Below are 13526 nucleotides of genomic sequence, written 5' to 3'. Positions count from 1 at the left end.
ATTCTAGATTTTTCTTTACTTTCATCTAATTTTTTAAAAATTTTTAATCGTTCTACATATTAGCCAGAAATAATTAACGTTCAGGCTACAATCCTTGCAATATAATCATTACAACGGCAAAATATTATCCAAACTTTTCAAGCTTATACCAAATATTCTTACTACAATTCTATCACTTTCCCTTCTAAACCCAAGCTAATATTAGATTATAACTCCAACAGATATTTAATCTTTAGTTGCGACTTTTAAATCGCCCTGAATTGTATGCCTTAGAAAAAACTTGATTATCGAGTGTAATAAAATATAATGATATTATAGGCAAATGAAATGCATTATCTCCAAAAAATTTGAATAATATAATTTAACTAACAAATAAATCAATTTTTACTAGTAAATCTTTCTTCATTTTTTGTTCGGAAATCATCCACTAGGGTACGCCACCTCCTATCAGGGTTTCAGGGGGATTCCTAATTATAGTCAGAAATTTTTATGCAACTCTATTTATTTTAAATAAACGGATTAGTAATTAATAATTTATTTTGACTAATAACAGCTGATGTACCTAATGGCAGTGGTAGATTTCGTGCTATATGTCCTATATCTTTTATAAAGAAGGCAGGTACTTGTGAATTTTCTACTGCAATTTGAATTGCCGTTTGTGTAAGATCTCTACCATCTTGTTCCTCTCCGTTTGTAAATTCACCGAAAAGAATTGCTTGGCTTTTTTCTAAAATTCCTACTTGTTTTAATTGTTCTAATCTTGCAAATATTCTATAACCTCTTTCTCCTACATCTTCAAAAATTAATATTTTATTGGTAGAATTAAGTTGCCAGTTTGTACCAAGAGAATATTGCACCATAGATAAATTACCACCAAGGATTTGTCCTAAAATTGACTCTCTATTCGTCAAATTTTTTGCTATTGCATTTATAGGATAAAGATCATAAGTAAAATTTTTAGTATTACCTAAAAGAACATTGATTATATCAATGTGGTCTTGAGCATTTACGCCTCGCACTATTCTGTCTAAAACTGTAGCGTGTAAAGATGACCACCCTATTATTTGGTTAAAATATAAGTGTAACGCAGTAATATCGCTAAAGCCTACTAATACTTTATATTTATTGAACATATGAGGTCTCAAAAAAGGAATTAATTCCATAGAACCATATCCTCCTCTATAAGCCCATATAACATTTGAATCTAGATTTTGTAAAGCTGAAATAAAACTTTGTAGTCTTACTTCTAATGTTGAGGCACTAAATACACTTGAATCATCAATAATGTTATCTGCAATACTTATTTGTATATTATAATAATTCTTAAATAATGCTTGGATCTGATCAAAATATTGGTACATACCAAGCGTTTTTGAAGAAGGAGCTACAACATCTATAATTAATTTTTTCATTGAAATCTCTTAAGGCATTTAAAATTATATCCTTTCTTTAATTTATGATTTAAAATAAAAAGATTGATACTAATATGGTGCCGCTAGTAGGAATTGAACCTACGACCTCATCATTACCAATGATGTGCTCTACCTCTGAGCTATAGCGGCCTAGTTTTAAGAGAAGTCTCAGACTATATGAGTATGATCTTTTTGACATATATTGCTTTATTGGTCAAGCAATAATTTTAAAATAATTACTTAGTCAGTTAGCATTTGAGTGTATAGTGTATAATTAGATTCTTTTTCGTCTAGTAAAAAAAACTCTATTACCATGCGTTTTCAATAATAATTGGTATACTGTAAGGTTTAATAATTATTAGGTCAAATCTAACTTGATAATTTTGGTATTTTGGGTTAGAGCTTAAAAATACACTAGCAGATCTTTTTATTCTTGCTTGTTGATGAGTTGATAATATCCGATCATCAACGTCAGAACGCCTTGCTTTTACCTCTATAAAAACAAGTTGTTTCCCACGTAGGGCGATAATATCAATCTCACCAACATAATATCTTTTACGATGGTGAAGAATTTGATAAAATTTAATTTTATAAATAACAATAGCCACATACTCAGCTATTAAACCGAATGTAATCCTTTTCATAATAATGTTTGCAAGAACTTGAAGAATTTCGAGTACATTCACCGCATAATAGCATATATATCAAGTAGCACTAATGACTTTCATATATAAAATATAAAAAAAATCGCAGTATACTTAATGCTTTAAAGAATTATTTGTTGATTCTTATTATGAAAACCCCCATTATACAAATTCTAGATAACAAACCACCACATGAATTAGCATTTTGGTAGCGAGGGAGGGATTTGAACCCCCGACACGCGGATTATGATTCCGCTGCTCTAACCAACTGAGCTACCCCGCCATGATGGAAAGAGCTTCAGAAAATCACATGCTAGACAACTACAAACAGACTCTGTAAAATTTTAACGTTTAGAGAATTGAGTACTTTTTCTAGCTTTATGCTTACCATATTTTTTCCGTTCTACAACCCTTGAGTCTCTTGTTAAGAAACCGGATTTGCGTAAAATACTATGAAATTCTGGTGCAATTTTGTCAAGAGCTCTAGAAACACCGTGTAATACAGCACCCAGTTGTCCTGATATTCCACCGCCTCTGACAGTACATATTATATCATATTGTCCAGCAGTATTGGTTACAACAAATGGTCGCAAGAGAGATTTGGTATGAGCTTCACGAGTGAAATATTGCTCCATATTTTTTTTGTTGACAATTACCTTGCCACTACCGCTTTTTAACCAAACTCTAGCTATTGCACTTTTTCTTCTACCTGTACCATAGACTTTATTATCACTGCTTCCTACAGGCGTTTTAGGCTTAACTAACTTACTCTGAACTGTATCGCTTTTGGTTTTTTCGCTTTGAACCTTTAATGTTGTCATAATTCACTATTTTTTATTCTTTGTATTTTTGCTTGCAAAATCATAAGACTCAGGTTGCTGAGCTTTATGTGGGTGTTCATTCTCTGCATAGACATATAGATTACCCATCTGCTTTGATCCCAAAACATTTCGCGTAATCATTCTTTTTACAGCAAGCTTAACGACACGTTCAGGATACTTACCAGACAGAATTTTTCCAGCTGTTGTATCCTTTATTCCACCTGGAAAACCAGTATGGCGATAATAAAACTTACCATCTTTAAGGTCTGATTTTTTACCTGTCAAGCAAATATGCTTGGCATTAATTATTATTACATAATCTCCACAATCTAAATGAGGAGTGAAGGAAGGCTTATGTTTGCCGCGTAAGATTTTAGCTACTTCACTAGCAAGTCTACCTAATACAAGGTCTTTAGCATCTATGACCCACCACTTCTTCTGAATTTGTGATGGTTTTGCAGAATAAGTTTTCACGTTATATATCTTTATTAATTAGAATTAATGTTATCATTGTCCCAGCCTAGGCTATACTAAATAGCATTATAACCACTATTTTGTCAAGATAAATGTAAATATATATTTAACATAGTTCTTGACTACTCGACAAACATAATTTTTTTATCAGTAGCAAAATACATACTACCACAGCAGGTTTTTCCATGATATTCAATATTTTTAGTAATTTTAGTAATCTGTGGAGTAGTGCTTAAATTACCATTAACATCTGATTGGAAACTATATAATTCACCTTTAGTGGAAATAATATTTAAATTCCACTCTTTTGTCTCAACTACCTTACCAATTATAGGGGGTAGGAATGATGCAGCTTTAACTTTTTTAATATCTTTCCCATCATTTAGATCTGCTACAAACTTGACTTTACCAAAATCAGTACTTATAGCAGCTATTTGTCCAGCATTATTTGTTATAAATAAACTATTACCAGCTAACAGCATGGATTGCACATCATAAGCTTTGGTTTGCCAAAGAATATTACCCGTCATGATATCTAACTTTACTATCTTACCAGCACTATTAGCTATATATATATGAGAGTTATTGACAATAGGTTTGCATAATATAGAGGCTGCCTCAAAATTTGGTAAACCTATTTCTTGATGAGATAAATCGTTAGTCCATAAAACTTGGCCGCTACTAGCTTCTAGAGCAAGAATTTGCCCTGAATTATAGTTTACTATTACATGATTATTTTGTACTATTGGGCTAACATGGTAACTTGATGACAAAGTTTCTACTACACCTTCATGTTGCCAAACAAAATTTAAGTTATCAATATTAATCGCTAATATTTGATTAGTTACTGTTTGAACTACAATAGTATGATTATTAATTAATACCGGTTTTACTCTAGTAATATCAGGCAACTCTTTTCTGATTATTTCATGACCTGACCTACTATCTAATACTACCAAGAATCTTGAACCATAGGTAACATATAGTTTATCATTGTGGCATAAGATCCCTCCACCAACATAATAATCACTCTTGTTAGTGCTGATATTATATGACCACATAATAGATTTATCTTTCATAGAAAAAGCGGAAATATTACCTTTAGTATCAATGGTATAGGCAACAGCTTTATTAAAAATTGGCTCTGATATTATTTTATATTTTGCAACAGTATATTCCTTATTTTGCAGCTGTTCAGGGCTAAATATATTTGTTTTTACAGTAGAATCTATTTGAATTGTTTCATTACTTTCTACAGATAATCTAGGAGTTAATTCTACAATATTTTTAATCTTTTTAGCTCCAAGGCCGCAAGAAGTTAGAATAAAAGGTAGTAAGAAAATAATTAATCGTTGTTTTATCATAATTTAAGCCTTTGTTATTACGCGAATTCGGTGAAATTATAGATTGCTTCGTCGACCTACGGTCTCCTCGCAATGACGTTTTATAGACGTATATGTCATTGCGAGCGAACGTATGTGAGCGTGGCAATCCATTTTGCTAAAAACATGATTTTAATCTTTTAAAATCATGTTTTTAGCTTTAGAAAGGTTTAAAATGCATTCGCGTTAGCCGCTTTAAGAATGCATTTTTCCTTATATTAAAGCCCATTCGGGATAAGAATTAACTAATTCTTATCCCGAATTGAGGTTTATTGTAAGTTTGAAAGTAAAGCTTTAGCCTGCTCTTTAACTACTTGAGTTGTACTTTCTAGTGATATTACCTTTTTCAAAGTATTTTCTGCTAAATCTTTTGAGTTGTTGTTAATATACCAAATTGCTTTGATAATATTTGCAGTACCAAAGAATGGTTTATTCTCATCATCAAAATAATTTAAATATTCCTCGATTTCATTAATGTTTACATTAGATAAATTTGTTTCATCTATCATTAAACTTAACCAAACTAGACGTGCATATGCACTTGTTAATTCGGCATAATTCTTGTTATCAATAATTTTCTTTAATAAAGTTCTAGCCTCTATAAAATCTCCTTGTTGTATTTTTATACTGACTTGTTCGATAGCAGCAAGCTCCCCTACTTTATTATTACTTGTTTCAATTAAATTATCCAACGACTTTATGGTTAGATCTTTGTTGTCATTGATAAGCGACATAGACTTAACTAAAATATCACCTGTCTTTTGATTATTCTTTATTTTCTTACCATCAAGCCAATTGTTTATTAGCATAAATAATACAACTATTAGTGCGAGGATTATAGTTATAGGAAGAAGTTTTTTAAAGTAATAAAGTTTCTTTTCTTCATTTTTATCATTTAAGACTTCTTCTAAAATGTCAGTCATTATTATTTACCTTTTTGTTCATAAGAACCTAACGCTTACAAGCAAATTTGGTTCTTGCATCCTTAGCTCTTTTTATTGATGTAGCTGATCTACTCGGAAATTCTGTTTCAAGTTTATCAAGAATAGAACATGCCTCTTGTATTTTCTTCAATTCCCCAAGAGATAATACTAATTTTAACAATGAGTCAGAAGCTTTAGAGCCTTTTGGTGATTGTTTGTAACCTTTTAGATAATTTATAGCCGCTTTATCAAACATATTACGTCTAAAAAAAGATTCTCCATACCAAAAATATGCATTACTTACCAAAGGACTATTAGAGTAATTTTTTAAAAAATTTGCAAATTTTTCTTCTGCATCGGTTAATTTATTATCTTTTAAAGAGGCAAGTGCTAAGTCATAAAGTTGCTTATCTTTTGCTATCCCCGAGATGGGTTTTGCAATATTATACGACGCAACTTCTTTTTGTACTTCTTTAGTAGCTGGTATTTCAAAGACATCGCCAACTATAGAATCATCTGCTAAATTTTTTGCTGTACTGGTATCCTCAGAACTTATTACCTCTTGTTTTGTAGAGGCTAAAATTCTCTCTAATTTGGCAATAGTATGTTCAATTATTTCGACTCTGCCAAGTAAGTGTTGATTCTCTTTCTCCAAAATATCTAATCTTTCTGTGCAATCATTAGATGAATCAAATTTCAAACCTTTTCTAGTAATTTGATTTCCAGCAAATACTTGCGTAGAAATTAAAATAATCAATAAATATATAGAAACTGCTTTCATGAATTAATATTTAATTTAAATGTTGTAACACCATCTGAGTATACTAAATGACGTTGTTTTAGCCACATTATACCATTTCCCATTATTAACTACGCTAATACTACAGTTGTAGTTACTACCTAGAGCTGTCATTCCCGCTTCGGTCAGGAATCTAAAAAAATAGCCTAAAAGACTATTAAACATTATTATATCCCAGCTTTCGCTGGGATGACATCGTTTTAACATTAGTACTACACTGTAGCGCTAAATAGCGTAGTTAATAATGGGAAATGGTATTATACCCCAATTCGAGATAAGAATTAGTTAATTCTTATCCCGAATTCGCGTATTATGAGTTATGCATAAACCCTTAAACAGCTTTTGGCATCTGTTGCAATATAAAGTTTTTCACTTTCTCAAATGCTGTGTTTTCAATCTGCCTAATTCTTTCCTTAGAGATTTTATATTCTATACTAAGAGTATCAAGAGTTTTTGGAGAATCTTTTAATTTACGCTCAGTGAGAATATGTAATTCACGATCATTTAATATCTTCATCGCTTGTGTTAACAAATTATGTTTGTTAACAGAATCCTCTTGGCTAATTAATCTTAGCTCTTGGCTTGGACGAGTTTCCGGTAAAAATTCAATTAGTTCGCTATCACTGTTATCATTTCCACTATTTACCAAATTATTCAATGATAAGTCTGAACCAGATAACCTAGAATTCATTTCACTAACTTCATTCTTAGTCACTCCAAGTTCTTGAGCAATTTGAATAAAATCTTGATCTGTAACAGCTCTTGAATATAGGTTAGTGATTTTATGCTTAATTTTACCAAGGCTGAAAAATAACTTTTTTTGTGCTGCCGTAGTACCCATTTTAACCAAAGACCAAGATCTTAGGACATATTCATGGATTGAAGCTTTAATCCACCACAAAGCATAAGTAGACAAGCGAAAACCTAAATCAGGATTATATTTCTTTACTGCTTGCATAAGACCTAAATTCCCTTCTGACACAAGCTCATTTAGAGGTAGCCCATAATTTCTATATCTAATGGCAATTTTTGCTACCAATTTCAAGTGGCTAGTTACTAGCTTATGAGCAGCTTCTAGGTCATTCTGCTCAAGATAGGCTTTGGCAAGTAGAAATTCTTCCTCTTGTGAAAGTGACGGAATTTTATTGATCTTTTGCAAATATTGATAAAACCCTGATTCTGCAGAAATTACTGGCACACTGATTTTGTTAGTCATATAATACCTTTAAAATAGATTCCTTTACTTAAGGATATACTAGAATGGGTACATAATATCATAAGTTTAAAATATTTTAAATAGACTTCTTGTAAAAAATTGAAATTTGACTTTTTACAAAAAGAGAGCAACATAGTGTTACAAAAATCTAATAGAAATTTTGCCTTAGCCCTAGTTAGTTTAGTACTTAGCATGGTTTTTTTAAGCTTTGCATCAATACCAATTTACAATTTATTTTGTAAAGTCACTGGATATGGTGGCACTACCACAAGACAGGAACTCAATATATATTCTCCTAAAAAAGGAACTAGAACCATAACTATAGAATTTGATTCCAATGTTGACAGTAAATTACCTTGGCGATTTATTCCTAAGCAAAGGAGGTCTAAAGTTACCCTAGGACAAAATACACTAATTTTTTATGAGTCTGAAAATCTAAGTAACGATGATATAATAGGCACTTCCGTTTATAATGTTACACCTAATAAAGCTGGTAAATATTTTGTTAAAATACATTGTTTTTGTTTTGAAGAACAGTTATTAAAAGCAGGAGAAAAAATGTTGATGCCAGTGACATTTTTTATAGACTCTGATTTTGAGGAAGATAAAGAAATGAATGATGTGGATACAATAACCCTATCTTATAGTTTTTATAAGGTAAGAACCATTGAAAAAGATTCAATGAAGTTCAAATAATAATTTAAAAAGTAGAAATTTAGTATATTATACTCAAGTGATTTGAAGAATGGGAACATAAAAAAACAAGGGGTAAGCGGACTAGGTATACATTTAGTACATTAACCTCATTTGATGTAAGAAATCGGTTTAATAGCCTAGGGTGTTATCCCTGCACCCCGGATGTCACCCCACAACTGTCGAAAGTTAGAAGAGGAAGGGGTTTTAAATAGGGTAACGTCATTGCAAGGAAGACCGTAGGTCGACGAAGTAATCCAAAAAAAGTAACCATAAGTGGATTGCTTCGTCGGCTTACGCCTTCTCGCAATGACAGCGGTTATAAGCCGACAACTTTTAAACTGTCATTATGACTTCTAAAACCGCTTCCTCTTCTAACTTTCGACAGCTGTGGATGTCACCTCTGCGTAGGCAGGGGTCTAAAAAAATAGCATAGAAGGTATGTTATATAGTTTTAGATCCCAGCTTTCGCTGGGATGACATAATCGCGAGTAGGGATGACATCACCCCTACTCGCGATGATACCGAGCCTAGTATTAATTTATTACATCGACACTCGAGGTTACATTAGTACGTGAATTCCTGATATTTTCAAAAAACAATTCTTCAAAGCAGAAGAGTATATATACCGTTCATTCAATTTATTATATATATATTATGACCATAACAATTCATTCACAAGAACACTTTAAGAAAATGCATATTGCAGGCAAACTTGCTGCAGAAACCCTAGATTTTATTACTGATTACGTAAAACCAGGAGTGAGTACGATCTATTTAAATGATCTTTGCCATGAGTTTATTGTGTCCAATAATGCAATCCCCGCACCTTTAAACTATAATGGGTTTCCAAAATCAATTTGTACTTCTGTTAATCATGTAGTATGCCATGGTATTCCAAATGATAAACTCCTTAAAAATGGCGATATAATAAATATCGACGTTACTGTAATTGTCGATGGATGGTATGGTGATACTAGTAGAATGTATTATGTTGGTGATGTAGGAATTAAAGCAAAACGCTTAGTGCAGGTTACTTATGATGCTATGATGATAGGAATTGAACTAGTAAAACCAGGAGTATATTTAGGAGATATCGGAAATGCTATACAAACTTATGTTGAAAAACATAATTATTCAGTTGTTAGAAATTATACTGGTCACGGGATAGGGCGTATATTTCATACAGAACCAACTGTTCTACATTATGGCAAAGCTGGCACTGGCTTGGTCTTGGAGGAAGGTATGTTTTTTACTATTGAACCAATGGTAAATGCTGGACATTATTCCACTCATCTAAGTAAATTAGACGGTTGGACAGTCACAACAAGTGATAAATCATTATCAGCACAATTTGAGCATAGTTTAGGCGTAACCAAAGATGGTTTTGACATTTTTACTTTATCACCAAAACATTTGATACATCCACCTTATAAAACAGACTTATTGTAAAACTAAATATGAAAGATGATATACCCCATTATATTGGGCATAGACAACGCCTAAAACAACGTATTATTGTTTCTGCAGAAAATCTTGCAGATTATGAATTACTTGAAATGATATTATTTTTTGTAATACCTAGAAAAGATGTAAAACCATTAGCAAAGGAATTATTAACACAATTTAGTAGTCTCGCTAATTTAATAAATACAGATAAAGAGAAATTGCTTAATATTAAAGGAACTAATGATAATTTATATGTAAATTTTGTCATTATGCGTGAACTAATTAACAGAATGCTAAAACAAAAAGTAATAAATCAAAATGTAATTAGTTCTTGGAACGTTCTAATAGACTATCTAAAAGCAACGATGGGTAGCATGAAGACAGAACAATTTCGTATCTTATTTTTAAATAAAAAGAATGTCCTAATTGCTGATGAAGTTTTAAGCCAAGGCACTATAGATCAGGCAACAATATATCCAAGAGAAATAATTAAAAGAGCTTTATTTAATGAAGCTGGTGCAATTATATTGGTACATAATCATCCAAGTGGTGTTAGTAAGCCTTCAAATACCGATATTGAACTAACACACAAAATAGTAGAAACTTGTGCTAATATGAACATATCGGTTCATGACCACGTAATTATTACAGCCAATGAATATTTCAGTTTTAAGTCTAATATGCTATTATGAGTAACTTTATTAATTATAGTTTTTTGTTTTTATTATCTTTTATAGCAACAAGCTTTCTTACTTGGCTATTGATTTCTAGCCTTCCATCTTTTGGAGTGGTGGATATACCAGATCCACGTAGAGTACATAGTAGAATCACACCAAGAGGAGGTGGGCTTGCGATAGTTATAGTGGTAATAATTGCTCTTATCGCCTATGAATATTTTGGGGCAAAAACTCTGATAAACTCAATTAAAATTGTACCTTTACTGCTGATCATTTCCACCATTTCATTTTTAGATGATCTTATTTCTATTCCGATATTTGTAAGACTAATTTTTCACATAATTTGTTCTACAATAGCCATTTTTTTATTTTTATCTCCAGCAGTATTGTTTCATCACGAATTACCTTTATATATTGATTTTGTGCTATCTATAATAGGATTGATTGTCTTTATAATAGGATTGATTGTCTTTTTAAATATTTATAATTTTCTTGATGGAATAGATGGCATTAGTGGTGCTGAATCTATTCATTTATCGATCACTATATTGATACTTTGTTATCTAAAATCTGATATAATAATAAATATAAATTTTATAATTATGCTTAACATCATTATATTAGCATGTTCCATAGGTTTTTTGATATTTAACTGGCATCCTGCCAAAATCTTTCTAGGAGATGTAGGTAGTATAAGCTTAGGATTTTTATTAGGTTTATGTTTGCTACTTATTTCAGCATCTAGTGTTCATTTGTTTGTTGCCTCATCTATTGCTAGCTTATATTACCTAGCAGATGGAGGATTAACCATACTAATTAGACTAGTTAATAAGGAGAAAATTTGGCAACCTCATTTAAAGCATTTTTTTCAAAAAGCAGTCAGAAATGGTAAGAGTCATAGGGAAGTAGTGAGTAGAATTATAATATGCAATATATTACTCATGGTATTATCAATTATTTCTCTGTACTTTCCTTTATTATCAATTATCTTTGCTATATTAGTAGTAATGGTTACAATAATTAATTTTGCCCATGAAACCGCTCAGCCATGACATCAACATAATTATTAGACGAATCTTTGGTAAACAGCACCCATTGCTTGCAGAAATTATGATTAATTGGAGCAAGATTGTTGGATCGAAATTTAGTACCAAAACTAGCCCGTTAAAAATATCTAGCCCTAAAGAGAAAGGACAGAGAATAAATATTTTACATGTACAAGTGGAAAATTCGAGCATCGCCTTAGAACTATCATTTCATCAACAGATAATTATTGAGCGTATTTCCGTTTATCTAGGTTTTAAGGCCATACATAGTTTAAGAACTACAATATATGCTACAAGAAATAACTAGAATAGACTTCTATTTTCATCGAGTATTATCCTGAAATCTTGGAAATATCGGCTCTGGCTGGTTAATGTTACTACCTAGAGCTAAAGTAAACTCCTTTGTTAAATGTTTAAACATTCTCTGATTTTTTGGTACACCAAGCTGATCAAGCATTTTATTAGCCGAATCAGGGATAAATGGTTGTAACATTACAGCAATATATCTTAGTGTCTCAAGTAGCGTATATAACACCTCATTCATCCTTACAGGATCAGTTTTTTTTAACTGCCAAGGAGCTTCTCGATCTATGTAAATATTGGCTTCTTCGGTTAAAGTAATAATATTTTCTAACACAGAATTAATAGCAAAAGTCTTAATGAACAGTGAATTGTCTGATATAATTTGGTGGGATAGCTTCATTAAAAATGACTCATAAATGCTATCGATAGATTCCTTGCTAATTGACGGAATTTTTGCCTCATTGTTATTATAAACAAAGGCTAGGGTTCTTTGTAATAAATTACCAATTTTATTAGATAGCTCACTATTAACTCTATTGATTAAGCTACTACGAGAATAATTACCATCTGAGCCAAATATTACCTCTCTCATTAAATAATATCTAACTGGATCTAAACCAAACTCTTTTATTAATTGCAATGGATCAATTACATTCCCTATAGATTTCGAAATTTTTTGCCCTTCATTAGTCCACCACCCATGTGCCATAACACATTTTGGTAGCGGTAAGCCAGCTGCCATCAAAAATGCTGGCCAGTATACGGCATGAAAGCGTAATATATCTTTCCCGACTATATGAACATCAGCCGGCCAAAATTTGTTATACTGGCTTGTATCATTTGGATATCCTAAAGCCGAAATATAGTTGGTTAGTGCATCAAGCCATACATATATTACGTGCTTTTCGTCATTTGGTACTTTAATCCCCCACTTAAAACTAGAACGTGATATGGATAGATCATGCAACCCTGATTTGACAAAACTAATAACTTCATTACGTCTAGTATTTGGTCTGATAAAATCAGGGTTGGTATCGTACAAATCTAATAATTTATCTTGCCATTTTGATAGGGCAAAAAAGTAACTTGGTTCTTCAAGCCATTCAACAGGAGCTTTAGTCGGAGCTAGCCCATCTTCTGTTAATTCTGATTCATCATAAAAAGCCTCATCGCGCGTCGAGTACCAGCCTTTATAGCTATCAAGGTAAATATTGCCACTATCCAGCAATTTTTGCCATAGACTACTTACCGCTTGTTTATGCCTAGCTTCTGTAGTTCTAATAAAATCATCATTAGAAATGTTCATTGAGTGCATTAATGTACGAAAAGTTTCAGATACTGTATCGGTAAATATTTGTGGTTCAACATTTTTGGCAATAGCAGATTTTTCTACCTTTTGACCATGTTCATCAGTACCGGTCAGAAACATTACCTCTTTACCTGATAAACGCATAAATCTTGCTATTACGTCAGACGCAACGCTTGTATAAGCATGCCCTATGTGAGGTATATCATTAACATAATAAATAGGGGTGGTAATATAATATGTATTTTTCATAATGAATTTATAATGGATAAACCTATATTTACCTCAGTTTTGGATTAAAATTTTTAATTTTAATCCAAAACTGAGGTTATATTTGTTATAGTTATTCTTGCTAAATATGTATACTATTAAAAATAATTA

At 31.7% G+C, this 13526-nt stretch carries 14 protein-coding genes and 2 tRNA genes; 5 read left to right on the top strand and 11 right to left on the bottom strand.

The window, feature by feature from the left end:
• Positions 1–506: 506 nt before the first annotated feature.
• The 10 genes from AAGD29_RS06450 to rpoH all read right to left on the bottom strand — a co-directional run bounded on the left by AAGD29_RS06450 (position 507) and on the right by rpoH (position 7671).
• Positions 507–1412, bottom strand: coding sequence for an LD-carboxypeptidase (locus AAGD29_RS06450; protein WP_341757525.1), 906 nt, complete (start codon positions 1410–1412; stop codon positions 507–509).
• A gap of 75 nt (positions 1413–1487) precedes the next feature.
• A tRNA-Thr gene (locus tag AAGD29_RS06445) sits at positions 1488–1562 on the bottom strand.
• A 158-nt stretch (positions 1563–1720) separates the two neighbouring features.
• The gene (locus tag AAGD29_RS06440) at positions 1721–2056 is read right to left on the bottom strand and encodes a YraN family protein (RefSeq protein ID WP_341757524.1); all 336 of its coding nucleotides are present in this window, start codon (positions 2054–2056) and stop codon (positions 1721–1723) included.
• A gap of 206 nt (positions 2057–2262) precedes the next feature.
• Positions 2263–2339: transfer RNA gene (locus AAGD29_RS06435), tRNA-Met, on the bottom strand.
• A gap of 61 nt (positions 2340–2400) precedes the next feature.
• Positions 2401–2877, bottom strand: coding sequence for a 30S ribosomal protein S9 (gene rpsI, locus AAGD29_RS06430; protein ID WP_341757523.1), 477 nt, complete (start codon positions 2875–2877; stop codon positions 2401–2403).
• Positions 2878–2883: 6 nt separating this feature from the next.
• A complete protein-coding gene (gene rplM, locus AAGD29_RS06425; RefSeq protein WP_341753937.1) occupies positions 2884–3351 on the bottom strand; it encodes a 50S ribosomal protein L13 in 468 nt (155 codons plus the stop codon).
• Between the two features lie 122 nt (positions 3352–3473).
• Positions 3474–4712, bottom strand: coding sequence for a PQQ-binding-like beta-propeller repeat protein (locus tag AAGD29_RS06420; RefSeq protein ID WP_341758768.1), 1239 nt, complete (start codon positions 4710–4712; stop codon positions 3474–3476).
• Between the two features lie 290 nt (positions 4713–5002).
• Positions 5003–5656: a DUF2659 family protein gene (locus AAGD29_RS06415; protein ID WP_341757522.1), complete on the bottom strand. Its 654-nt coding sequence runs from the start codon at positions 5654–5656 to the stop codon at positions 5003–5005.
• A 28-nt stretch (positions 5657–5684) separates the two neighbouring features.
• Positions 5685–6437 carry a tol-pal system protein YbgF gene (gene ybgF, locus AAGD29_RS06410; protein WP_341757521.1) on the bottom strand — a complete coding sequence of 251 codons (753 nt, stop codon included), beginning with the start codon at positions 6435–6437 and terminating at the stop codon, positions 5685–5687.
• Between the two features lie 349 nt (positions 6438–6786).
• Positions 6787–7671 (bottom strand): RNA polymerase sigma factor RpoH, encoded by an 885-nt coding sequence (gene rpoH / locus AAGD29_RS06405; protein ID WP_341757520.1) that lies wholly within the window; start codon positions 7669–7671, stop codon positions 6787–6789.
• Between the two features lie 135 nt (positions 7672–7806).
• Between rpoH and AAGD29_RS06400 the strand changes: the two genes are divergently transcribed.
• The 5 genes from AAGD29_RS06400 (at position 7807) to AAGD29_RS06380 (ending at position 11843) form a co-directional block, all read left to right on the top strand.
• A complete protein-coding gene (locus AAGD29_RS06400; protein ID WP_341757519.1) occupies positions 7807–8367 on the top strand; it encodes a cytochrome c oxidase assembly protein in 561 nt (186 codons plus the stop codon).
• 654 nt (positions 8368–9021) lie between these two features.
• A complete protein-coding gene (gene map / locus AAGD29_RS06395) occupies positions 9022–9816 on the top strand; it encodes a type I methionyl aminopeptidase (protein ID WP_341757518.1) in 795 nt (264 codons plus the stop codon).
• Between the two features lie 8 nt (positions 9817–9824).
• Positions 9825–10505, top strand: a complete 681-nt coding sequence (radC, locus tag AAGD29_RS06390) for a RadC family protein (RefSeq protein WP_341757517.1) — start codon at positions 9825–9827, stop codon at positions 10503–10505.
• Positions 10502–11542 (top strand): UDP-phosphate alpha-N-acetylglucosaminyltransferase, encoded by a 1041-nt coding sequence (locus AAGD29_RS06385; RefSeq protein ID WP_341757516.1) that lies wholly within the window; start codon positions 10502–10504, stop codon positions 11540–11542. Before radC ends, AAGD29_RS06385 begins: the two co-directional genes overlap by 4 nt.
• Positions 11523–11843, top strand: coding sequence for a DUF721 domain-containing protein (locus tag AAGD29_RS06380; RefSeq protein ID WP_341758767.1), 321 nt, complete (start codon positions 11523–11525; stop codon positions 11841–11843). Before AAGD29_RS06385 ends, AAGD29_RS06380 begins: the two co-directional genes overlap by 20 nt.
• Positions 11844–11858: 15 nt before the next feature.
• Here AAGD29_RS06380 and metG read toward each other — a convergent pair whose 3' ends face one another.
• Positions 11859–13397 (bottom strand): methionine--tRNA ligase, encoded by a 1539-nt coding sequence (gene metG / locus AAGD29_RS06375; protein WP_341757515.1) that lies wholly within the window; start codon positions 13395–13397, stop codon positions 11859–11861.
• Positions 13398–13526: the final 129 nt, after the last annotated feature.

The organism is Candidatus Tisiphia endosymbiont of Ditula angustiorana, from assembly GCF_964026425.1.
Taxonomy (GTDB): domain Bacteria; phylum Pseudomonadota; class Alphaproteobacteria; order Rickettsiales; family Rickettsiaceae; genus Tisiphia.
Note: the sequence above shows the minus strand (reverse complement) of the source record. Positions and strands in the feature narration are given on the sequence as shown.